We start from the raw sequence: 21,919 nt of genomic DNA on the forward strand, positions 1-21,919 counted from the left end.
CTCCATGAGCTTCGCATTCGAACTTGCAGGGCGCGCCAGCGCCATAACGCTCGATACGATGCCGCCGGAAGCGGGCCGCGTGGCGGCGCGCGCCTTCGCGGATACGATCGGGACCGCGCTGGCCGGATGCCGGGCAGGCTTTCTTGACGGCATCGAGCGCGCGCTGGAGATTGCCGCCGATGCCGGCCCCGCGACCAAGATCGGCCGCCACGGGCGCTGCCACCCGCTGCAGGCCGCTGTCATCAACGGTACGGCGGCGCATGCTCTCGACTTCGACGATTGCAGCACCACCATGGGTGGTCACCCTTCGGCGCCGGTCGTGCCCGCGCTGCTTGCGCTCGCGCAGGATCGCGGCTCTTCCGGACGAGCTGTCCTGTCGGCCTATCTCGCAGGCGTTGAGCTGGAATTGCGGCTCGCCAGGGCGGTGATGCCGCATCATTACGAGAAAGGCTGGCATCCGACCGCCACGCTCGGCGTATTCGGCGCCGCCACGGCGAGCGCCCATCTGCTGGGCCTCGATCCGGAGCGCATGGCCACGGCACTGGCGATCGCGGTATCGATGGCAAGCGGCCTCAAGTCCAATTTCGGGACGCCGATCAAACCCCTCCATGTCGGTCAGGCCGCCTATAACGGGTTGCTCGCTGCAACACTCTCCGAGCAGGGCGTCACGGCCAGCCATTCAGCCTTCGAACACGAATACGGCTTCTTCAACGTGTTGAACGGCGCCGGAACCTTCGATCCGCAGAGGGCGCTTGGCGACTGGCTGACTTCGCCGGACGTTCTCTCGCCCGGCATTGCGATCAAGCAGCACCCCTGCTGCGGCAGCGCACATTCCGCCATCGATGCGGCATTGACCCTGCACCGCCGGCACGGCCCCTTCAGGTCCGGTGAGATCACGGCGATCGAGACATGGACCCACCGGCGCCGGCTCGCCCACACCGATCGCCCCCGGCCGAAGACCGGGCTCGAAGCGAAGTTCAGCGTCCAATTTTTGACCGCCAAGGCGCTGACGGCCGGCATCGTCCGCCTCGGCGACTTCGACGACAGCACCTTCCTCGACGCCGATACGGCGTCCCTTGCCGCTCTGACTCGGTCCATCGCCCATGACGAGCCAAACGAATATCTCGGCCGCGTCAAGGTCACGCTCGGTGACGGACGCGTCGTCGAAGCCTCGGCCTCGACCGAGTTCGGCCGCGGGCCGCTCAATCCGATGTCGGACGACGAGCTGGAGGCCAAATTCGTCGATTGCGCCGGCGCGAGCCTGGACGAGAAGCGCGCTCGCAGCCTGTTCCGCGCCATTCTCGCGCTCGATCGGGCGCCCAGCATCGAAGGCATCATGACCGCGACCCAGCAAGGATGAAGACGATGCTCAAAATCTACGGACGCCGCGATTCATCGAATTGCGCGAAGGCCTTCTGGGCCCTCGACGAGCTCGGGGTGGGCTACGAGCTGATCGCATGCGGCGGGCGGTTCGGCGGCACGGACGCGATCGATTACCGCGCGTTCAACCCGCATGGGAAGGTGCCGACCGTCGTCGATGATGGCGCCGTCGTCTGGGAATCGAATGCGGTTCTGCGCTACCTGGGCAATCGCTACGGCAAGGGGACGATCTGGCCGCCGGACGCGGCAGGACGCGCGAGCGCCGACCAGTGGATGGATTGGGGGGCCACCGCCTTCGTGCCGGCGATGGGCAAGATCCGAACCGCCTTGAAGGCCGAGGACGCGGCGGCGGCGGAAGCGGCTCTCAAGGCGTTGACGGCCCACGCCGCGCTGCTCGACCGACATTTCCAAGCAAACGACTATCTCGCCGGCCCATCCCTGACACTGGCGGACATCGCCCTGGCGCCCGCTGTCCACCGCTGGTTCCTCGTCCCGCTAGCCCGTCCCGATCTGCCGTCACTGGCGGCCTATCGCGAGCGTCTCGCTGGCCGTGACGGATACAGGCGGCATGTCGCGGAAGCGCTGAGCTGATGAAACCGCGGCATGCGCCGGCATGACCGCCGTTCAACCGCGCGTACCCGTGCTCGCATGGGCGCGCAGCATGATGCTCATGCGATGCTGCTGCGACGAGCGCACCTGAGCCTTGATCAGGCTCTCCGCAGCCAGCCCGTCCCGGCGCAGCAATGCTTCGGTTATCTCGCGGTGCTGCCGATGCAATACGGCCGCACGGCCGTTCTCGCCGATCAGCGTCGGCAGCAGCGACATCGTGACCGAGAGCTGGTTGAGGCTGCGCAGCAGGTAGCGATTATGCGATGAGAGGGCCAGCAGATGGCGGAAATTGCGGTTGATCTCGGACATCCGCTGGACGTCATCCAGGGCGCCAGCCTCGGCCTCGACAAGCCCCGCGAACGTAGCAAGCTCGATCTCGCTGGCCGCCTGCGCAGTCAGCCGCGCCGCGGCGCCTTCGAGCACTTCGCGCATGAAGTAGAGCTCGACAATCTGTTGATGGTCGAGATCGGTGACAATCAGGCCGCGGCGCGGCTCGTTGGTCAGCAGGCCATCGGTCTCGAGCCTGGCGATGGCTTCATGCACCGGGGTCCGCGACATGCCCAGGATCGTTGCCAGGCCGATCTCCGTCACGCGCTCGCCGATGGCGAGTTCGCCCTTCTGAATGAGGGCGCGGATGCGCTCATATGCATCAAAGACGAGGTCGCGACCTCCGGTCGACGCCCTTTTCGGCAACTTGGTCATCGTCTGTCTTCGGCTCCGTTATGCCGCACCCCGACCGCAGCCCGATCAGCTTCTTCCTTCCTATGCAAAAGGACGCCGCCTGAACAGGCGACGCACAGCGACAGAAGGAAAGGCCGCGATAAATTTGATTGCACTCTGTAAAATGCAATTGTATGCATTTACATGCCGAATGTCGAGAAGCGCGCGCTTCTGTCCGTGCTCGCATCGGCTCGTCAGGAAAGAGTGACGCATGAGCCTTTCGCCCCCATCCGACATCGCCTCGAGCCAGCCCGCCGCCGCGACGGACGGCCACCGGAACCGCAGGCTCGGCCCGGATACCGTCATCTGCCATGCCGGGCGCGATCCCTCGGCGCATTTCGGCGTCGTCAACCCACCGGTGTTTCATGCCTCCACCATCCTGTTTCCGACGCTGGCGGCGCTCGACGCCAAGGCCGAAGCGAAGGTCCGCTACGGCCGGCGCGGAACGCCGACGACCTTCGCGCTGGAGGATGCGGTCTCGGCGCTGGAAGAGGCGGCCGGCACGGTGCTTACCCCGTCCGGCGCCAATGCCATTTCCACGACGCTGCTCGCCCATCTGGATCCCGGCGATCACGTCTTGATCGCCGACAATGTCTACGGGCCCTGTCGTCACTGCGGTAACGACGTCCTGCGCCGCTTCGGCGTCGAGGTCGAATTCTACGATCCGCTGGTCGGCTCCGGCATCGACAGGTTGATCAAGCCGAACACGCGGCTGATCTGGATGGAGGCGCCTGGGTCGCTGACATTCGAGATGACGGACATCACGGCCATCGTCGCCGCGGCCAGGCCGCGAGGCATCGTAACCGTCGTCGACAACACCTGGTCCGGCGGCGTTTTCTTCAAGCCGCTGACGCTGGGCGTCGACATCTCCGTCCAGGCCGGCACGAAATATATTTCAGGTCATTCCGACCTGATGCTCGGCACGATCTCGTGCTCCGAGACGAGCTATGAGCGCGTGAAAGGGTTCGCGCAGCGGCTCGGCATCTGTGTCGGCCCGGACGATGCCTATCTCGCGCAACGAGGTCTGCGCACCATCTCGGTCAGGATGCGGCAGCACCACGCCAACGCGCTCGAACTGGCCAACTGGCTCGCGAAGCGGCCCGAAGTGACGCGCGTCATGTATCCGGCCCTCCAGACCGACCCCGGCCACGAACTTTGGAAGACGCATTTCACCGGCGCGTCCGGGCTGTTCGGCTTCGTCATCCGCGAGACGGACCGCCAGCGGCTGGCGGCGATGGTCGACGGTCTGCGCCTGTTCGGCATGGGATCGAGCTGGGGCGGCTATGAAAGCCTGCTGCTTCCCACCGATCCGCGCATCCTGCGTTCGGCCACGACCTGGCGCGAACCCGGCCAGTGTATGCGCGTGCATGTCGGCCTCGAGGACGTTTCCGACCTGATCGACGATCTCGAACGGGGTTTCGAGCGGCTCGGTCGCTGAACGAGGAATCTCGCACGCCTATGCGCAGGGACATGCGAATGGCGGCGTCGCTGGTCGCCGCGCTCCGCAGGGCCGCATCATAACAAGGGGAGTCAGAATATGCGTTTCGCATTCGGTTTCGCCGGCGCCATCGCCGCCCTTCTCTGCACCGCCATTCTTCCGGCCGAGGCTGGCCAGGGCGACACGCTCAAGGCCATTCGCGAGCGCGGCGAAGTCCTTTGCGGCGCCCATCCGGGCCGCTACGGCTTCGCTGCTCCCGACGACAAGGGGCGCTGGTCCGGCTTCGAGGTCGATCTTTGTCGGGCACTCGGTGCGGCGATCTTCGGCAGCGGTGAAAAGGTCCGCTTCGTCGCGCTGTCGAGCCAGCAACGATTCCCCGCTATTCAGGCCGGCGAAGTCGACGTGCTGGCGCGCAATACGACGGCGACCTTGACGCGCGATACCGCGCTCGGACTCAACTTCTCGCCGCCGGTCTTCTATACCGGCCTCGGCTTCATGGTCCGCAAGGATGCCGGCGTGAAGACGGTCGAGGATCTGAACGGCGCCACCATCTGCATGGCGCCCGGCAGCACGACCGAACAGGCCGTCGCCAGGCTCTTCACCCAGCATGGGCTCAAATACACGCCGATCGTGATCGAGAACAACAAGGAGCTCGCCAGCGCCTATGTCGCCGGCCGCTGCGATGCACTCGCCAAGGATCGCGACGCGCTGCCGGGCGTACGGATGTACGACGCGCCGCAGCCTGAGGAGCATGTCATCCTCGAAGGGACCTTCTCCAAGGAGCCGCTCGCACTCGCCGTCCGTCACGGTGACGACCAATGGTACGACATCGTGAAATGGGTGATGTACGGCCTGATGGAGGCCGAAGAAAACAAGGTAAGCCAAGCCAATGTCGACGAGATGACGAAGTCCAAGGACCCCTATGTCCAGGACCTTCTCGGCGTCACCGGTGATTACGGCCCCAAGCTCGGGCTCGACAAGAAATGGCTCTACTGGGTCGTCAAGTCCGTAGGCAACTACGGGGACATCTACGAGCGCCACTTCGGCGACAAGACGAAACTGCCGCTGCCGCGCGGACACAACAAGCTCTGGACCGAGGGCGGACTGCTCTACGGGCTCCCGGTCAAGTGACGCGTCCGCGCCGCGGGGTAACAAGACATGACGAGCATTGACCGGAGCCTCGCGGCCAGCGGGCCGATACGGGCCGATATACGCGCCCGGCAGGCCGCAAAACCGCCCCGCCGCAGGCTGAGCTGGGGCGATCCTTTCACCCGGGGCTTGATCTATCAGGCCGGCCTCGCAATCTTGCTCGCGCTCGGCATCCATGCGCTCTACAGCAACGTCTCCGAGAACCTCCAGCGGCAGAACATCGCCACCGGCTTCAGCTTCCTGGAGCAGCTGGCGCGGTTCAATATCGGCGAGTCGCCGATCCCCTATAGTGCCAGCGATACCTATGGCCGAGCCTTGCTGGTCGGCGTACTCAACACCCTCCGCGTCGCCGCGGTCGCCATCGTGTTCGCCACTGTGCTCGGCGTCGCCGCGGGCGTGGCCCGGGCCTCGCGCAATGTGGTGATTTCGACGCTCGCCGGCACCTATGTGGAGCTGGCCCGGAACGTGCCGATCATCCTGCATGTCCTGCTGTGGTCTTCGATCATCCGTAACCTGCCGCCGCCGCGGCAGGCGCATGATCTGCTCGGCATCGGTTTCATCAGTAACCGCGGATTGACAGTGCCCTTGCCCGGCTTCGGCACCTCCGGCGGGACGATCATGATCGCTCTCGGCGTCGCCGTGCTTTCCGCATTCGCCGCGGCGCGGTTGGCACGCCGCTATGGCGAGCGCACGGGGCGATATGTCGAACCGGTCGTACCGGCGCTGGCCGTGCTTGTCGCGCTGCCGCTTTTGACCTGGCTCGTAACGGGCGCCCAGTTCACGCCCGATATCCCGCAGCGACGTGGTTTCGGCTTCACGGGTGGTTTGACGCTCTCGCCCGAGTTCTTCGCTTTAGCCATCGGCCTGACGATATACACCGGCGCCTTTATCGCCGAGATCGTTCGCGGAGGCATTCAGGCTGTGCCGAAAGGCCAGGTCGAGGCGGCACGCGCGCTCGGTTTGCACCCATTTTCGATCATGACCCGCATCGTCCTGCCGCAGGCGCTGCGCGTGATCGTGCCGCCGCTGTCGAGCCAGTTCCTCAGCCTGACCAAGAACAGCTCGCTGGGCGTCATCATCGGCTATCCCGAACTCGTGAACATCGGCAACACCGTCATGAACCAGACCGGACAGGCGATGGAAATGGTCACGATCATGATGCTGATCTACTTCACGCTGAGCCTGATCACGTCGCTGCTCATGAACTTCTACAACAGCCGCGTTGCGTTGAAGGGGCGCTGAGATGGCCAATGCACTTCAGCCGCTGGTGAGCGGCCGCCGCAACGCTCTCGACTGGTGGCTCCGCGAGCGTGTATGGCCTTCGCCGTTCCACATCTTGCTGAGCTTTGCGACCCTGGCTCTGGTGGTACCGATCTGTGTCAAGATCGCGAATTGGGCGATCTTCGATGCCGTGTTCGTCTCCACCGGGCCGGAGAGTTGCCGCGATGCTGTCGGCGCCTGCTGGGCGGTGATCGCGGAAAAGCACCGGGTCATCCTGTTCGGGCTCTACCCATTCGACGAGCAATGGCGCCCGACCCTGGCCGTGGCCATCTACCTGATCACCGTCATCGTCACGCTGACGCCGCGGTTCTGGTCGCTGCGCCTGCTGGTCCCGCTCTGGACGATCGCCGTCTTCGTCATCGGCGCGCTGATGTATGGTGGAATCGGGCCGCTGCGCATCGTGCCGACCACCGAATGGGGCGGCCTCGCCCTGACGATGATCATGTTCTCCGGAACCGTGATCCTCGGCTTCCCGATCGCGGTGTTGCTTGCGCTCGGCCGGCGCTCGCATCTGGCGCTGCTGCGCTCCGTCAGCGTCGTGCTGATCGAAACGCTACGCGGGGTGCCGCTGATCACGATCCTTTTCGTCGCGGTCAATGTCTTCCCGCTGTTCCTGCCGGCCGGCACGAACGTCGACAAGCTGTTGCGCGTGACCATCGGCATCGCGATCTTCTTCGCGTGCTACCAGGCCGAGACGATCCGCGGAGGCCTGCAGGCCGTGCCGGAGGGGCAATATGAAGCCGCCAAGGCCCTGGGCCTGCGCTATTGGCAGATGACCGGTCGCATCATCCTGCCTCAGGCTCTGCGCATCGCCTTTCCGGCCATCATGAACCATGTCATCGCTGCGATGAAGAATACGTCGTTCGTGATGATCATCGGCCTGTTCGACATCCTGACTGCAACAACGGCAGTCATGCAGGACCCGGTCTGGCGGAAATACTATGTCGAAGCCTACACCTTCGTCGGCTTCGTCTACTTCGCCTTCGGCTTCGCGCTTTCGATCTATGCGCGCCTGATGGAGCGCCGGATGAACAAGGGGTATGTCTCGTGAGCGCTCTCGCAAATCATGTGGAAGAGGCACGCCAAGCGCCATCGCTTGCCGTCAGCATCCAGGGGTTGTGCAAATGGTATGGCTCCGTCCAGGTCCTGCATGATGTCGATCTCAAGGTCGCCACCGGCGAGAAGATCGTCATCTGCGGCCCCTCGGGCTCCGGAAAATCCACACTCATCCGCTGCATTAATGGCCTCGAGAGCCATCATGCAGGCCGCATCGTCGCCAATGGCGTCGAGCTTGACGGGCGCACCCGCGGCTTGGAGGCGATCCGCCGCGAAGTCGGCATGGTCTTCCAGAGCTTCAACCTGTTTCCGCATCTGACCATCCTGGAGAATCTGACGATCGCGCCGATGCTGGTGCGCGGCACGCGCCGGCGGGAAGCCGAGGCTCTGGCCATGAACTACCTCGAGCGCGTCCATATTCCCGAGCAGGCACGGAAATTCCCGCTTCAGCTCTCAGGCGGGCAGCAGCAGCGCGTCGCCATCGCGCGGGCGCTGTGCATGCAGCCGAAGATCATGCTGTTCGACGAGCCGACCTCGGCGCTCGATCCCGAGATGATCAAGGAGGTGCTCGACGTCATGCTGGAACTCGCCGACACCGGCATGACGATGCTGGTCGTAACCCACGAGATGGGCTTCGCGCGCACGGTAGCGGACCGCGTCGTTTTCATGGCCGACGGCCGGAAGGTCGAGGAAGGCGCACCGAATCGCATCTTCGACCACCCGCAGACCGAACGGGCCCATGCATTCTTCAGACAGGTCCTGAAGCATTGAGATGTGTCGACCAGCGCACGCGCTGACGCGTCGCCGCTGGTCGATGCGGGCCGGAAGCGGCCTATGGGCTCGACAGCGCCGCCTTGCGCTTGCCCGGCCGCCCCGAAAGGCGCGGCCGGGAGGCGAAGCCCGGTCGCCGAGCTTACCTTGAGCCCCTATTTGGCAAGGCCCTTCCTGGCCAACCAGTCGTCGATCAGCTGAGCGACCTCCAGATTGTTCTTGTCCATCATCATCATGTGCGAATTGCCTTTGATGCCGACGGAAGGAAGATTCACGACATCGACCGAGCCGCCGGCTGCCTTGATGCGATCGCCGAAATCGGTCGCGGTCTTGCGGATCGTCGGCCAGCGCGAATCCTGCTCGATATAGTCGCCGAAGAGCATCAGTACCGGGATGTCCTTCAGGACATCGGCCTTGGCCTGGTCGCCGATACCCGCGGGCTCGACCGCGACAAGCGCCTTGACCTTGTCGGGGCGGGCCTGCGCGACCTTAAAGCCGAACTGCCCCGCCTGGCTGTGGAAGGCGATCACGCAGGGGCAGACCTTGTCGACCTCGGCGATATAGGCATCGATGATCATCTGGTCGGTGCTGGTCCAGCGCGGCACGATCTGTTTGACGAAATTGTCGTAGCCCTCGGCCGGAAACTGGCTGCCCGGCAGGTATTTGCGCTTGGCGGGGTCGGGGTTGAAGCCGCCCGCCGGCTCCCCGATGCGGAAGCGCTCGAACGGGTTCGCGGTCGTGAGGAAGAGCGGCTCTCCGGGGATGACGTCCGGATACATCGCCCAACTCGAACGCCCACGCTCCACCGCGTCCGAATTGTAGACCGACCACCCCTTGCGCAGGAAAAACTCGAGCCAGCCCTCCCGGCCATCGGGCGTCGTCTCGAAATTCACGCCGGTCATGCCCCCGCCATGCCAGAGTAGCAGAGGCACCTTGCCCCGCTCCTTCTGCGGCAGAAAATACTGAACATACATCTGGCCGGTCTGATAGGTGCCGTTCGGATCGAACTTGGCCGGTGTGCCACCGGGCGTGAAGACGACTTCCTTGACCTGGCGTCCTGAAATTTCGACGAGTTTTCCGCCGACATGAAACGAGCCCATCGCCCGTAGGGCGAGCGGTTCCTGCATGGTTTGCGCGTGAGCCGCTCCCCCCAACCCCAAACCGAGCCCAAATGCAGCCGTCACGAACTTACGAAACATGAAACCTCCCTGCTCAAGCCTTTATGGCAGACATCGCCGACCGGTTTTCCCAATCGGACGGCGAGCATGGGGGGTGTCGGTGTTGAGCAGAAATGCAAATACCGAAGCGATTGATCCTCGATGCGGATCGCTCGCAAGAGTGCAACCGGATACAGCATCGATCGCACGGTCTGTGCCGACGCCTCCGGCCGGCCGGAAGGTCGGCAAAAGCAGAGCTTGCTTTTTCGACACTGGTCGAGCTCGGTTTGCCGATCTTCAATCGAGCCGATCAGGCAGCTTGAAAACGCCCGCGGCTTTGGCGCAAAGCCTGTCTTCCACGCAAATCTCGAGGCTGCGCGGATCGCGCGTCCGATCCGCTCGCGCAGCGAGACCAGGAGTTCACGGAATCGAGCGACCTCGGTCAGATTGGTCGGTGGCCCATGACCGGGGATGACCGTCTCCACATCGAGGGAGAGCGCCGTCGAAAGACTTCCTCGCCATGACCCCGTCCGGCGCATGCCGGACGGTCTCTTCGCCCCTATCCCCATCTCCTGCCGCGAGACGCTCCGATGCCCACGCAAAGCCAGTCCGGCGCCCCGGCGAAATCGGGCGAGCGCTCGCCGTCCCGGCAGGCCCTGCGCGGGCTCGACGCTCTGAACTTCTTCCTCGCCGACGTGCGCGACGGGTTGGGGCCCTATCTCGCGATCTATCTGATCGCCGTGCGCGGCCCGGAGCAGGGCTGGAACGAGGCGACCGTCGGTCTCGTCATGACCATCGCCGGCATCGTCGGCCTGCTCGCCCAGACCCCGGCCGGAGCGCTGATCGACAAGGGCCGCCACAAGCCGGCGATCGTCATCGCCTCCGCGATCGCGGTCACGCTGTCGTGCCTGGCGCTTCCCTTCATCAGCAATTTCTACCTGGTCGTCGGCACGCAATCGGTCGCCGCGATCGCGGGCGCGATCTTCCCGCCGGCGCTGGCTGCGATCACGCTCGGCCTCGTCGGGCCGAAGCTGTTCTCCAAGCGCATCGGCCGCAACGAGGCCTTCAACCATCTCGGCAATGCGGCCTCGGCCGCGATCGCAGGCGCGACCGCCTATTTCTTCGGGCCGATCGTGGTGTTCTGGCTCATGGCCGTGCTCGCAGTCCTCAGCATCGGCGCCATGCTGATGGTGCCGGAGAAGGAGATCGACGACGACCTCGCGCGCGGTCTCGACGAGGCCGTCGACGACGAGAAGCCGTCCGGCCTCAAGGCCCTGCTGCAGAACCGCTATCTCATGCTGTTCGCGCTGCTCTGCGCCATCTTCCACCTCTCCAATGCCGCGATGCTCACCTCCGTCGGCCAATTGCTCACCCGCGTCGCCGGCAAGGAGCAGGCGACCTCGCTGATCGCGATCTGCATCGTCGCGGCCCAATGCGTCATGGTGCCGATGGCGATCATGGTCGGCGCCAAAGTCGATGCCTGGGGCCGCAAGCCGATCTTCCTTGTCGCCTTCGGCGTGCTGGCGCTGCGCGGGGCGCTCTATGTCGTCTCGGACAACCCGTTCTGGCTGGTCGCCGTGCAGGCGCTGGACGGCGTCGGCGCCGGCATCTTCGGTGCGCTGTTCCCAATCGTGGTGGCGGACCTGACGCGAGGCACCGGCCGCTTCAACGTCTCGCAAGGGGCTGTGGCGACGGTCCAGGGCGTCGGGGCCTCGCTCTCCGCTTCGCTGGCGGGCGTGATCATCGTCACCGCCGGCTATTCCGCCGCCTTCATCACGCTCGCGGCCATCGCGGCCTGCGGCCTCGTCCTCTATCTCGTTGCCATGCCGGAGACACGCGGCTATGAGCCGCCGACCGACCACGGCGCCCGCCCGGCGCCGGCGGCGCGAGAGAGAATGGCCTGATCTCAGATGACCGGCTGGGGCCTCAACGCGACACAGATCCTCGCGATCGCGGTCTTCCTCGCGACCTATGTCGCCATTGCGATCGGCCGGATGCCCGGCTTGCGCGTCGACCGTGCAGGGGCGGCGCTGATCGGTGCGGCGCTCATGGTCGGCTGCGGCGTGCTCTCGCTCGAGGACGCCTACCGGGCGATCGATCTCGACACCATCACGCTGCTGCTCGGCATGATGATCGTGGTCGCCAATCTGCGACTCTCGGGCTTCTTCCGCATGGTGACCGGCTGGGCCGCCGGCCGCGCGCGGCATCCGGTGCTGCTGCTCTCGGTTGTGGTGATGACGACCGGCGTGCTCTCCGCCTTCCTCGTCAACGATGCGATCTGCCTGGTGATGGCCCCGATCGTCATCACGCTGACCCGCGCGCTCGACCGCAACCCGGTGCCCTATCTTATCGCGGTGGCGCTCGCCTCGAATGTCGGCTCGACGGCGACGATCACCGGCAACCCGCAGAACATGATCATCGGCAATCTCTCGGGCATCTCCTATGGCGCCTTCACCGGCGCGCTGCTGCCGGTCGCGGCGCTGGGGCTGCTGGTGACGATCCTGTTCGTGCTCCTGCTCAACCCGCGTGAGTACATGACGCGGCAGGCGCTGCGCAGCGTCACGGTTCCCGCTCACTATCACGGCTGGCTCGCGGCGAAGGCGGCGCTCGTCTCCGTCGCGATGATCGCCCTGTTCTTCCTCGGCCAGCCGGTGGCGAAGGTGGCGATCTGCGCCGCGGCGCTGCTGCTGCTCACCCGCAGGATCGAACCGCGCAAGGTCTATGCCGAGATCGACGGGCCGCTCCTGCTGATGTTCGCCGGGCTCTTCGTCGTGGTGCGGGGGCTCGAGCACGCTGTGTTGACGCCTGACCTGCTGGCGCAAGCCGCCCGCCTCGACCTCGGCAACACCGCGATCCTGACCGGCGTGACGGCGATCCTGTCCAACCTCGTCAGCAACGTCCCGGCGGTTCTCGTGCTGAAGCCCTTCATCGAGCATCTGCACGATCCCCAGCGCGCCTGGCTTGTCGTGGCGATGGCCTCGACGCTCGCCGGCAATTTCACGCTGCTGGGCTCCGTCGCCAACCTGATCGTCGCCGAGCGTGCCGCCAAGGACGGCATCACCATCGATTTCTGGACCTATTTCAGGATCGGCGCGCCGCTCACCCTCGCGACGCTGGCGATCGGCGTTTTCGTTCTCTCGTAGCCTAAATCAACGGTTTCATCTTACATGGGGCATCGGAAATTTCAGATTGAGCAACGGCGCAGTCACATCGGGGCGACCAATCCAGTCTGCGAAATCGCGATAAGAGTCCTGCCACTGGACTACCCGTAGGGACGGACGAGACGTCAGCAGCACGGCAGATCCAGCAGGCGCGGACAAAACGAATTCTGCGGAGCTGTCCAGCATGCGGTCAATCGCATGAGGGCTATCACGCGATGCGTGGCGTGGCTGATCGAGCAGGTTGCAGAAACCCTGCCTGAGAAGTGCTGCGATTCTGTATTGAGCTGATGAGGCGAGCAGCCGGAACCGAGTTACGGTTCCCACCATTCCGTTGCGATCTTTGAGACAGCGCCACGGACCCGAGCGCGATGCGTCAAGGGCCGACGTCGAAGCTTCTGCCCTGAACCGGACATTCGTGATCGATTGGGATGAGCGCGCTTCTCGGCTCGCCGTGGACGCTGACGGCTCGCTCCACACCACTTTAAGAGCGCGCCGAAAAGCGCTCCAGCTCCGCAGTCAGGTTATGGCTTTCGCCCTGAGCCTCATCGAGCACGAGCCGGCTCTCGAGATCGTCGAGATGCTCGCTCATCTGAGCGATCGCACCTGTCGTGTCCCCGCGAGCCACTGCTTCGATGATCTGACGATGACGATCGGCGCCGCACTGATCGCCGTTCTTCCGTCGGTATAGGGCATCGACCAGCGAAATGCGGGCGAGAACTTTCTCCAGCAGTTCAAGCAGCACGGGATTTCCGCTGAGCCTGGCCCGCTACGTCGGCGCCTATCGGCTCAGCACTGAGCGCGCACGGATATTTCCGATGTGGCAGGCGGCGCTGGCCCATGCGCTGCTTCTCGACCGTGACGGCCTCAACGGTCGGCAGATGGCGGCGGGGCGCGATCGATGGCGCGAACCTTCGCTGTTGCTCGCCGACGCCCCTATCGGCACCCGCCGACCTTCTGCGGCGCGCGGCGAGCCTCTACGCGAACGAGGTCGCAGCCCTTGCGGAAGCCTTGAACCATGCCGGCCGCTCGGCCAGAGGCGGGCGGGAGCGGTGTGGGTGCTGATCGCGGCGATCGTGCTGACGCCGGGGGCGGGAGCGGGGCGAGATGTTTGCGACGCTGTACGGCGAGCTCGGCACGATCCTTGAGTGGACGGAGCGGCAAGCGGTTGGAAGGCTGCTAGAACGACAAAACCCGCCGCTGGAGCGACGGGTTTGTCAGTATCGTTGGTTGCGGGGGCACGCAACCATCTCAAATTGCTTTTTCGAGCGGCGGCATAGCTACCTGCCGGCGCTGTGTTTCCGACGATAGCGTACCACAATGAGGAAGTTCGAATCCCCCACGGCCCGGCAACGAGCCCGGCGATGCCGGCAACGAGGATTTCGTGCTGGGCTGTTGTAGCGGCGGCGACGCCCACGATCAGGCTCGACGTCCATATCAGCCCGTCATTGGCTCCGAGCACTGCGGCTCGAAGCCAGCCGATACGCTCGATGAGATGAGCTTCCTTGTGAATTGTGCGCATGTTTCCCCCTTATCCAAATCCCGGAATCGAGACGCCGAAGACCTGGAGAAGCAAAATGACGTTGAGACCGAGGACGGCGATCGTTCCGGCAACGGCGGTGAGATGGGTGAGACGACCATTGGCGAATTCGCCCATGATCGCGCGGCTGCGCGTGAAAATGACGAGCGCAATCATGGGAAGCGGCAGCGCGAAGGAGAGAACGACCTGGCTGTAGATCAGCGCGTCCGTTGCGTTGGCCCCGAGCAGAACGACGATAAATGCCGGCAGCATCGTTGCCAGCCGGCGCAGCCAGATCGGAAGGCGGAATCCGGTGAAACCCTGCATGATCAGTTGGCCCGCCATGGTGCCGACGGCTGATGAGGAAATGCCGGACGCCATCAGCGAAACCAGGAACACGGAAGCGGCGGCGGCCCCCAGCAAGGGCGTCAGCGTATGGTAGGCCGTGCTGATTTCCGCGACATCGGGATGGCCGGTATGGAAAGCGGCCGCCGCCATCATCACCATGGCGATATTGACCGCGCCGGCGACCGCGAGCGCGACGAAGCATTCCAGATTGGAGAAGCGCACGAGGGCACGGCGCTCTGCATTGTCACGGGCCGACGCCCGGTTCTGCGTCAGACCAGAGTGCAGATAAAGCGCGTGCGGCATGACCGTCGCGCCGATGATGCCGACCGAGATGGTCAGGGCAGCCCCGTCAGGCATTGACGGCATCACGATACCAAGCATCGCTTCGCCCCAGGCGATCGGCGCGATGACCAGTTCGATCACGTAGCAAAGGCCAATCGCTGCTACCAGCGCGCCGATGATGAGTTCCATCGGGCGATAGCCACGCCCCTCGAACAGCAGGACGCCATAGGTCACGATCGCGGTAACGGCCATTCCTGCGATCAGAGGTATGCCGAAGAGCAGCGACAGACCAATGGCGCCACCGAGAAACTCGGCGAGGTCCGTCGCCATCGCGGCAATCTCGCTGACGACCCACATGGCATAGCGCACAGGCGTTGAAACCTGATCGCGGCATATCTCGGCAAGGTTCCGACCGGTGACGATGCCAAGCTTGGCCGAAAGCGCCTGGAAGAGCATGGCAATTAGGTTGGCCATCAGTACGACCCACAGCAGTGAGTAACCGAAGCGGGCGCCCGCCTGGATGTTGGTGGCGAAGTTGCCGGGGTCCATGTAGGCGATCGAGGCGATCACCGCCGGCCCGGCAAAGAGCAGGGCTGATCGCGCACCGCGCCGCCGTCCTGCCAGCACCTCGCGAATTTGCGCGTCGGTTCGCTCCGACAGGCTCTCGCGAACAGCCGTTTCAGTCATCGCGCCTCCTCGGCCTTGCCGCGTCGCGCCGCAGCGCCTGGAGGTCTTCCCGCGCGATCGGCAGCGAGCATGCGTAACGGACCTGGCATCGGCTTGGGCCAGCCGTGAGCAGGAGCTGCGTCAGGCAATCGGGCAAGCGATTACCCCCGGAAAGTATGGAAGCCATCGCTACCGGCGACGAGGTGGCGTTGTTCCTTCGCTTGAACATCAAGCGCTGCCGATGAAGATGCCCGTGACCAGCACGAGAAGACCGCCGAGGACGACCTGAATAATGGCCGAGGTGAAGGGCGTCTCCATGTACTTCCAGCGAATCCAGGCAATGGCGAACAACTCCACCGCCACCACGATCATCGCCGCGATGGTCGCGGTCCAGAAATTGGGGATCAGATAAGGCAGCGTGTGCCCGAGGCCTCCGATTGCGGTCATCAGGCCGCAGATGCCACCGCGCAGCCAGGGATGGCCGCGATCCGTGATCTCGCCGTCGTCGGACAACGCTTCGGTCAGCCCCATGCTGATGCCGGCGCCGATCGATGCGGCAAGGCCGACGACAAACGTGTTCCACGAATTGTGCGTGGCAAAGGCGGCCGCAAAGATCGGGGCCAGGGTCGAGACCGAGCCATCGATCAAGCCGGCGAGGCCGGGCTGTACCACCTGCAAGAGGAAGAGGCGCTTGGCTGTAGCCTCTTCCTCCTCGCTGGCATCGACCGTGCGGGTCGTCTCCAGATTAGCCGCAATGTTGACGTGCTGATGCTCCTCTTCAGCCAGATCGGTGAGCAACGTGCGCATGCCGACATCCGTCGTGCGTTCAGCCGCCTTCGCGTAAAACTGGCTGGCCTCATATTCCATGAGTTGAGCCTGCTTGCGGATCGCATCGAGGCGCAGGTCCTTGAGGAGCCAGACTGGATTGCGCTTCAGGAACCCCTTCACGTCCTGCCGGGTGATATAGGGTAACTCGTCCCCGAACTTGTCAGTGTAGACCTTCAGCAGCCGGCGGCGGTGTCCCTGCTCCTCGGCAGCCATTTCCTCGAACGCCCGCGCCGAGGCCGGATAGGTGCCACGCAGCTTCGCTGCGAAATTGAGATAGATTCGTGCGTCCTCCTCCTCATTTGCAACGGCCAGGGCCAGCACCTCGGATTCGGAGAGGTCGTCAAAACGCTTCATGGATCACCAGATTTAGAATGATTCTAATCATGGTAACCGTTGGCGATCGAGTCTGTCAATATTTTAGAATCATTCTAAAAATATGCACCCACTTCCAGTCGTTGAGACCGCTCCTCTGCTCCAGTTTGTGGTCACGCCGATCCGAACGAGGGCCGCCGCTACCACCAAAAGAACCAGCACGTCGTAAGTCGGGGCGAGACCGGGGGGGCAAGGCGCAAGGGCGGCCGAGACGGATGGGAACCCGGCCCGGCCGAGCGTCAGCGATCCCTTGCGCCGCGCCAGGGGGCAGCGCCCCCAAGCAACCTGTCCGGCGTGAGCGAAGCGGGAGCCGGAGGGAAGATCCGATCGGGATGCCGGAAATCTGAAAGTCGAAATCTCCTCATCCCGATCTCTCTATTTTCTTGAAGGCGGCGGGCATGAGCATAAAGAAGCCCCGATCTTGGCGGGGCTTCTGGAAGGCTGGCCTCAATCGCCGTTGCGGCGGGACCAGATGAGGTTGTGGCCGCTGCCGTCCTCGGCTTCGACCAGGCTGGCGTAGATCGGGGCCGGGAAACTCGGATCGTCCAGCTTGACGGAGAGGTATTCCCAGCTGCTCTCGCGGGCGGTTTTCTTCCAGGCCGCACCGAACTCGGTCGCACCGGCGAAGATGCGGAAGTCGGGGCCGCGCTTGCTTTCGCCTTCGGTGGGGACGAACTTGGCCTTGACGTTGAGGGTCAGGGTCTTGACCGCGCCGGTGAAGCCCGCGCCGTTTTCGTTCTTGGTGAAGGTGCCGATGGTTGCCATTGCCGTATTCCTTTTCCTGTCGGGCCGCACCATTGCGACCTCGATAAGGGTCGTGAGACCGGGGACGATCGGCCCCGCACCCGAAGGGCCGGAATGAAGTGGAAGGCGGCCGGCGACGGCTTTTTTGGATCGCGATGCAAAGCCGAAGGCGGCGGACAAAAGTTGGCGACGGACGTTGCGGGAGACGAGCGAGGCGAAGCCGGTTCTCGGTCAGACCCATGCCAATCGAGATCGCGGATGGAGCGCCCGTTTCAGGAAATCAGGGGAATACGGCAATGGCGGCCGTCCCTGCGCCTCGCCGCTCGAGAACGGAAACGGCGCGGGGTTCGCTGGTCGATGTTCTGCCGCCTGACCTTCATCGTCAAGGCCGGCAACCGCCCCCGATGGGTGTAAGCGATGCTCGGCCGAGCTTTCGCTCCCTCGCTGCACAGGCTGGGTTTGATGCTGCCGGAACGACTGCTCACGAGAGCAGCCATGAATGCCTTGGCCCGCAACTTCGATCCGGGTTTCCGGTGCTGCTCTGCTCCCTGCCGTGATCGACCGAGTGGAGCTGCCTCATCACACTGGTGTCAGTGCGATGGTGAATGAGGCCCGCCTATGTGGGGCGCTCGCGAAATGACCGCCGCTGCCTTTGCGTTTTGCGTTAGCGATCGAAGCCGAATGGCGGAAACGCGCCATGGGCGTGGTTCCGGCGCAGCCGAGAGCGCGGCCCGAAGGGCAACGCCAAAGCTCTTTTTATACCCTCATCGGGTAGCCAGCACCGGTAATGGATCGTGGGGCATCGCCCTAGCTAGGACCAATCGACATTCAGGATTCAGTTCTGTCGTGATGTGTGATTCATGGGGCTCCAGACCCGTTGGTCTGGAGCCTGCAGATGTCGAAGCCGAAGCGCTACGAATTGACCCTTGAGCAATGGCGCCGGGTCGGGGGTTTGTTGCCCGGCAAGCCCGGTGATCCGGGCCGTTCTGGGGCGGATAATCTCAATTTCGTCAATGGCGTGCTCTGGGTACTGCGCTCCGGCGCACATTGGCATGACCTGCCTGATCGCTATGGCAAGTGGAAAACTGTCCACAAGCGCTTCACGCGATGGGCGAAGGCCGGCGTATGGGAACGTGTCTTCGCCCACCTGATCGACGATCCCGACAACGATTATGTGAGCCTCGATTCAAGCCTCGTGCGCGCTCATCAGCAGGCAGCCACCGGAAGGGGCGGCGGGCAAAAAGGGGGGACCAGGCTCTGGGGCGCTCCAGAGGAGGACTGACGACCAAGATCCACATGGCCGTGGATGCGCTGGGCCGACCACTGAAGCTGATCCTCACGCCCGGACAGCGCGGCGATGCACCGCTCGCCCCGGCCCTGCTCCAGGGCCTCTCGCCACGCCGCGTGCTTGCCGACAAGGCCTATGATGCCAATACCCTTCGCGGCTTGATCGCCAGCATGGGCGCCGAAGCCGTCATTCCCTGCATCCCCACCCGCAAGCAGCCGATCCCCTACGATTTCGAGGCCTACAAGGTCCGCAACACCATCGAGCGATGCTTCAACAAGCTCAAACACTTCCGACGCATCGCAACCCGCTTCGACCGGCGCGCCGCAAACTTCCTCAGCTTCCTACACCTCGCCGCAGCAATGCTATGGATGCGCTGAATGTCGATTCAGCCTAAACCTTCCTCCAGCGCGCATTGAATTCAGTGTGTTGGAATTTCGAAGGACACTTATCTTTTTGGATAAATATCGTTGACAAGGCCACGCCGCTGTATTTAGCTTACCCAAATGGGTAACCAATTGCATCTCCAGTTCCATGCCCTTGCAGACCCGACACGGTTGGCCGTTGTCGAGCGTCTTCTGGCCGGCCCAGCAACGGTCGGTGAGCTTGCAAAGCCTTTTGACATGGCCTTGCCGCCCTTTACGAAACATCTCGGCGTTCTGGAGCGCTCCGGCCTCATTACAAGCAAGAAAGTGGGGCGCGTTCGGATTTGCGCGATCAATCCGGAAGTCATGGCCCGGATTGAAGACTGGTTTTCCGACCGCCGCGCGCTCCTGGAAGCGCGCCTGAATGCTCTTGAATCGTATCTCGATCACGACCGGCAACATTGAGGAGTCTAGTATGTCGAACAGCCCCGAAATGATTTGCGACACAATCAGGGTGGAACGCCTTCTAAAGGCGTCGCCCGCCCGCGTGTTCGCCGCCTTGACCGACCATGAAGCTCGGCGTCGTTGGGAGCCGACGCCGGAGGGTATTACGGCAGGGCCGGTGGCAAGGTGTTCTCCGATCCTCACCGGGATCGCCAGCCAGACCGGGAAATCCGTCGCACAGCTCGTCTTGCGCTTGCTGATCCAGAAGGATGGCGTCGTTGCACTCTCCGAGACGGTGGGCGAGGACCCAGCCGCCGAGAACCTCGCGATCTTCGATTTCGAGCGGTCACCCGAGGTCGTGGCCGCCATAGACAGTCTCGCCCGCCGCGATGACCGTCTGGTCTGCCCGAGGGCCTGGCGCCGGATTGGGATTGACGTTCTGACGGCCGGCGCATTGGCGCTGGCCGGACATCTTCAACCGCCGACGGCGATCAGACGAGCACCGCGGTGACGGGCCTGCGCGGCGAGAAAGGCAGCGTCGGCCCGTAGCCGAAACGCATTACGAGGTCCGGACGCTTGCCCGAGGCGCCGACAAGCACCGCAAGCTGCGGCCGCAGCGGCGCGACTTCCACCGGCTGATTGACGAACGACGTCCGCAATCCAAAGCTGGTCGCGGCAAGGGCAAAGCGCTGGCAGGCACGGCCCACCGCGATCCAATGTGCCTTGTCCTCCCGTTCGCCGATGAAGACGGCAAGCCCGGCGGAACTGTCGATCTGACGGGCGTATTTGTCATTCTCGGAAGCGACCGTGAAGAAGTGGTCAAATGCGGGTCCAGCCAACAGGTCGGGCAAAACGGGATTGCCGCTCGCGGCGGAGAACAGCCCGTCGCCTGTTTCCATCGCCTGCTTCGGATTGAAGCGCAGCCAGTGCTTCAGCTCCACCATGAACGCCGGATCAGCCATCTGCACACCGTTGCCAACGAGGATGAGATCTCGAATCTGGTTGATCCTCGGCCGTTCAGTGACAAGCGCCAAGCCGACTCCTGGCATGGAAGCCGCCCGAGCCAGCGCCTCAAGATCAGCCGCAGGAACGGGGCGTCCGTCGAACTCGGCGCGCGTGGATTGGCGCTTTGGAATGGCGGCAAACAGCGGGTCCGACCATCCGGTGCCTTCCGTAAACGTGAAGCGGACACCCCCATCTCCTGCGACCTCAATCGCCCCTGGTCGGCCCGTCGCCTCGGCAGCAATCCGCAAGGTCTCGGCGACACAACCGAGACTGACAAAGAGATGGTGGTCGTCGGGGTCGACCGCGGACGTCGCGCGGGACGGGTCGGGCAGAATGTCGATGGCGTTTCCCTCGATCGTGAAGCGCCAGGGTTGGGTATTGTGCCCATTCGGGGCGAGCGTTGCGTAACCTATGAGGTCCCGAAGCGTCGGACCGGCGGGAAGCTCCTTTCGCAAGGCCGCGGCGTATCCGGCATAGTCCTCCATCAATCCGGTCGATGCACGCCAGCCCAGGGTGCTCGCGCCGCTGAGCACAAGCAGGCTGCCCGCTCCAATGATGAGACCGCGTCGATTCATGCTGACTCCTGTTGCGCCGACACCATGTGTTCACCAGTCGAGAGTTGTTGACCCCGGTCAAAGCGGCCTGCACGGTGCCTCAAAGCGGAACGACATGACCGTCGGGGCACTCCTTCGGCATGACGGCGAGAGGCGGGGCGGCTTATTCGTAGTCGATCCTGTTAATGCTCCTTCCTGGCATCCGATTGCCGCCACTCTCCGTGCTTACGACAAGGTCGGGAAGACTATTTCGCTGAATCCTGCGTCGCGCCTAGGGGCTGCTTCGAAGAAACGCCACGAACCGGCCCTTCAATCTGCCGGCAATGATGTCGCCGTAAGTCAGTACCGACTGAATCTCCAGACGCGCGCGCTTTCTGCGGATGAGCGTTTTCAGGAATTCTGGCCAGTCTGAAATTTCAGGCAAGGACGCTATGGCGGTAAATGGCCCACTGATTGGGCAATTGTAGTCCATTTGATTGGATTGGATCACAATCTCGCAATGATGGCCCTCATTCAGAAGGCGCAAATGTAGAAGCGACCACGCGGCGAGGATTGCAACAGCGGAAGCACTGCCACCAAAGACAGTGCTCTTGTGATTAATGTTTGGCTCTAGCGGCGCGCCAAGCATGACGGATTCTGGCGAGGCTGAAAGCACCGAAACGTTCATTGCCGCCGAAAGAGGAATCTGCCGATGTAGATATTGCTCCAAATAAGGTTCCATATCGATATATTTCCTGCGACATACCGGCAATACCGCGTACTATTGATAGCTTCTTACTACCCCGCTG

Annotated in this window: 19 protein-coding genes and 3 pseudogenes; 12 read left to right on the top strand and 10 right to left on the bottom strand. The window is 63.7% G+C overall.

Features of this window, described 5'->3' with window-relative positions; translation table 11 throughout:
- Positions 1–4: 4 nt before the first annotated feature.
- Both IED13_RS11240 and IED13_RS11245 read left to right on the top strand, forming a co-directional pair.
- Complete coding sequence (locus IED13_RS11240) at positions 5–1,360, top strand: MmgE/PrpD family protein (RefSeq protein WP_191124226.1); 1,356 nt, start codon at positions 5–7, stop codon at positions 1,358–1,360.
- A gap of 5 nt (positions 1,361–1,365) precedes the next feature.
- A complete protein-coding gene (locus tag IED13_RS11245) occupies positions 1,366–1,971 on the top strand; it encodes a glutathione S-transferase family protein (protein ID WP_113254378.1) in 606 nt (201 codons plus the stop codon).
- A gap of 33 nt (positions 1,972–2,004) precedes the next feature.
- On the opposite strand, the gene IED13_RS11250 is transcribed toward IED13_RS11245, so the two are convergent.
- Positions 2,005–2,691, bottom strand: a complete 687-nt coding sequence (locus IED13_RS11250; RefSeq protein WP_038362668.1) for a GntR family transcriptional regulator — start codon at positions 2,689–2,691, stop codon at positions 2,005–2,007.
- Between the two features lie 229 nt (positions 2,692–2,920).
- On the opposite strand from IED13_RS11250, the gene metC reads away from it, so the two are divergent.
- The 5 genes from metC to IED13_RS11275 all read left to right on the top strand — a co-directional run bounded on the left by metC (position 2,921) and on the right by IED13_RS11275 (position 8,404).
- Positions 2,921–4,147 carry a cystathionine beta-lyase gene (gene metC / locus IED13_RS11255; protein WP_113254306.1) on the top strand — a complete coding sequence of 409 codons (1,227 nt, stop codon included), beginning with the start codon at positions 2,921–2,923 and terminating at the stop codon, positions 4,145–4,147.
- A 99-nt stretch (positions 4,148–4,246) separates the two neighbouring features.
- Positions 4,247–5,278 carry an amino acid ABC transporter substrate-binding protein gene (locus tag IED13_RS11260; protein WP_038362666.1) on the top strand — a complete coding sequence of 344 codons (1,032 nt, stop codon included), beginning with the start codon at positions 4,247–4,249 and terminating at the stop codon, positions 5,276–5,278.
- A gap of 174 nt (positions 5,279–5,452) precedes the next feature.
- Positions 5,453–6,538: an amino acid ABC transporter permease gene (locus IED13_RS11265; protein ID WP_210323574.1), complete on the top strand. Its 1,086-nt coding sequence runs from the start codon at positions 5,453–5,455 to the stop codon at positions 6,536–6,538.
- Between the two features lies 1 nt (position 6,539).
- Positions 6,540–7,628, top strand: a complete 1,089-nt coding sequence (locus IED13_RS11270; protein WP_191124228.1) for an amino acid ABC transporter permease — start codon at positions 6,540–6,542, stop codon at positions 7,626–7,628.
- The gene (locus IED13_RS11275) at positions 7,625–8,404 is read left to right on the top strand and encodes an amino acid ABC transporter ATP-binding protein (RefSeq protein WP_318652248.1); all 780 of its coding nucleotides are present in this window, start codon (positions 7,625–7,627) and stop codon (positions 8,402–8,404) included. Before IED13_RS11270 ends, IED13_RS11275 begins: the two co-directional genes overlap by 4 nt.
- A gap of 155 nt (positions 8,405–8,559) precedes the next feature.
- Here the strand turns inward: IED13_RS11275 and IED13_RS11280 are convergent, their stop codons facing one another.
- Both IED13_RS11280 and IED13_RS11285 read right to left on the bottom strand, forming a co-directional pair.
- Positions 8,560–9,531, bottom strand: coding sequence for an alpha/beta hydrolase (locus tag IED13_RS11280; protein ID WP_191124229.1), 972 nt, complete (start codon positions 9,529–9,531; stop codon positions 8,560–8,562).
- 53 nt (positions 9,532–9,584) lie between these two features.
- Entirely contained in the window at positions 9,585–10,100 is a 516-nt protein-coding gene (locus tag IED13_RS11285; RefSeq protein ID WP_191124230.1) for an MBL fold metallo-hydrolase, read from the bottom strand.
- 51 nt (positions 10,101–10,151) lie between these two features.
- Here IED13_RS11285 and IED13_RS11290 point away from each other — a divergent pair, with 51 nt between their 5' ends.
- Together IED13_RS11290 and IED13_RS11295 are read left to right on the top strand one after the other, a co-directional pair.
- Positions 10,152–11,465, top strand: coding sequence for an MFS transporter (locus tag IED13_RS11290; RefSeq protein WP_191124231.1), 1,314 nt, complete (start codon positions 10,152–10,154; stop codon positions 11,463–11,465).
- 6 nt (positions 11,466–11,471) lie between these two features.
- Positions 11,472–12,704: an anion transporter gene (locus IED13_RS11295; RefSeq protein ID WP_191124232.1), complete on the top strand. Its 1,233-nt coding sequence runs from the start codon at positions 11,472–11,474 to the stop codon at positions 12,702–12,704.
- Between the two features lie 499 nt (positions 12,705–13,203).
- Here the strand turns inward: IED13_RS11295 and IED13_RS11300 are convergent.
- From IED13_RS11300 to IED13_RS11320, 5 genes and pseudogenes are all read right to left on the bottom strand, one after another.
- Positions 13,204–13,473: pseudogene (locus IED13_RS11300) on the bottom strand (FCD domain-containing protein); the annotation flags it as partial.
- A gap of 591 nt (positions 13,474–14,064) precedes the next feature.
- Positions 14,065–14,241: pseudogene (locus IED13_RS11305) on the bottom strand (VIT1/CCC1 transporter family protein); the annotation flags it as partial.
- Between the two features lie 9 nt (positions 14,242–14,250).
- Positions 14,251–15,555: an Nramp family divalent metal transporter gene (locus tag IED13_RS11310; protein ID WP_024342655.1), complete on the bottom strand. Its 1,305-nt coding sequence runs from the start codon at positions 15,553–15,555 to the stop codon at positions 14,251–14,253.
- Between the two features lie 207 nt (positions 15,556–15,762).
- Entirely contained in the window at positions 15,763–16,716 is a 954-nt protein-coding gene (gene mbfA, locus IED13_RS11315; protein WP_024342656.1) for an iron exporter MbfA, read from the bottom strand.
- A gap of 465 nt (positions 16,717–17,181) precedes the next feature.
- A complete protein-coding gene (locus IED13_RS11320) occupies positions 17,182–17,499 on the bottom strand; it encodes a DUF736 domain-containing protein (protein ID WP_024342657.1) in 318 nt (105 codons plus the stop codon).
- Positions 17,500–18,373: 874 nt separating this feature from the next.
- Here IED13_RS11320 and IED13_RS11325 point away from each other — a divergent pair.
- The 3 genes and pseudogenes from IED13_RS11325 (at position 18,374) to IED13_RS29210 (ending at position 20,083) form a co-directional block, all read left to right on the top strand.
- A pseudogene (locus tag IED13_RS11325) lies at positions 18,374–19,143 on the top strand (IS5 family transposase).
- Positions 19,144–19,281: 138 nt separating this feature from the next.
- A complete protein-coding gene (locus IED13_RS11330) occupies positions 19,282–19,593 on the top strand; it encodes an ArsR/SmtB family transcription factor (RefSeq protein ID WP_248312540.1) in 312 nt (103 codons plus the stop codon).
- A gap of 10 nt (positions 19,594–19,603) precedes the next feature.
- Positions 19,604–20,083, top strand: a complete 480-nt coding sequence (locus IED13_RS29210) for a hypothetical protein (RefSeq protein ID WP_024342661.1) — start codon at positions 19,604–19,606, stop codon at positions 20,081–20,083.
- Here the strand turns inward: IED13_RS29210 and IED13_RS11340 are convergent.
- Positions 20,064–21,152 (bottom strand): Acg family FMN-binding oxidoreductase, encoded by a 1,089-nt coding sequence (locus IED13_RS11340; RefSeq protein WP_024342662.1) that lies wholly within the window; start codon positions 21,150–21,152, stop codon positions 20,064–20,066. The genes IED13_RS29210 and IED13_RS11340 overlap by 20 nt on opposite strands.
- A gap of 250 nt (positions 21,153–21,402) precedes the next feature.
- Positions 21,403–21,852, bottom strand: a complete 450-nt coding sequence (locus IED13_RS11345; protein ID WP_029674602.1) for a YiiD C-terminal domain-containing protein — start codon at positions 21,850–21,852, stop codon at positions 21,403–21,405.
- Between the last annotated feature and the right edge of the window lie 67 nt (positions 21,853–21,919).

The organism is Allobosea spartocytisi (assembly GCF_014764685.1).
Lineage (GTDB): Bacteria > Pseudomonadota > Alphaproteobacteria > Rhizobiales > Beijerinckiaceae > Allobosea > Allobosea spartocytisi.

Coding starts and splice junctions, on each gene's coding strand:
- IED13_RS11345 (WP_029674602.1), bottom strand. CDS start 21,852: ATGGAACCTTATTTGGAGCAATATCTACATCGGCAGATTCCTCTTTCG.
- IED13_RS11250 (WP_038362668.1), bottom strand. CDS start 2,691: ATGACCAAGTTGCCGAAAAGGGCGTCGACCGGAGGTCGCGACCTCGTC.
- IED13_RS11320 (WP_024342657.1), bottom strand. CDS start 17,499: ATGGCAACCATCGGCACCTTCACCAAGAACGAAAACGGCGCGGGCTTC.
- metC (WP_113254306.1), top strand. CDS start 2,921: ATGAGCCTTTCGCCCCCATCCGACATCGCCTCGAGCCAGCCCGCCGCC.
- IED13_RS11240 (WP_191124226.1), top strand. CDS start 5: ATGAGCTTCGCATTCGAACTTGCAGGGCGCGCCAGCGCCATAACGCTC.
- IED13_RS11245 (WP_113254378.1), top strand. CDS start 1,366: ATGCTCAAAATCTACGGACGCCGCGATTCATCGAATTGCGCGAAGGCC.
- IED13_RS11310 (WP_024342655.1), bottom strand. CDS start 15,555: ATGACTGAAACGGCTGTTCGCGAGAGCCTGTCGGAGCGAACCGACGCG.
- IED13_RS11270 (WP_191124228.1), top strand. CDS start 6,540: ATGGCCAATGCACTTCAGCCGCTGGTGAGCGGCCGCCGCAACGCTCTC.
- IED13_RS29210 (WP_024342661.1), top strand. CDS start 19,604: ATGTCGAACAGCCCCGAAATGATTTGCGACACAATCAGGGTGGAACGC.
- IED13_RS11260 (WP_038362666.1), top strand. CDS start 4,247: ATGCGTTTCGCATTCGGTTTCGCCGGCGCCATCGCCGCCCTTCTCTGC.
- IED13_RS11290 (WP_191124231.1), top strand. CDS start 10,152: ATGCCCACGCAAAGCCAGTCCGGCGCCCCGGCGAAATCGGGCGAGCGC.
- IED13_RS11280 (WP_191124229.1), bottom strand. CDS start 9,531: ATGCAGGAACCGCTCGCCCTACGGGCGATGGGCTCGTTTCATGTCGGC.
- IED13_RS11285 (WP_191124230.1), bottom strand. CDS start 10,100: ATGCGCCGGACGGGGTCATGGCGAGGAAGTCTTTCGACGGCGCTCTCC.
- mbfA (WP_024342656.1), bottom strand. CDS start 16,716: ATGAAGCGTTTTGACGACCTCTCCGAATCCGAGGTGCTGGCCCTGGCC.
- IED13_RS11295 (WP_191124232.1), top strand. CDS start 11,472: ATGACCGGCTGGGGCCTCAACGCGACACAGATCCTCGCGATCGCGGTC.
- IED13_RS11340 (WP_024342662.1), bottom strand. CDS start 21,152: ATGAATCGACGCGGTCTCATCATTGGAGCGGGCAGCCTGCTTGTGCTC.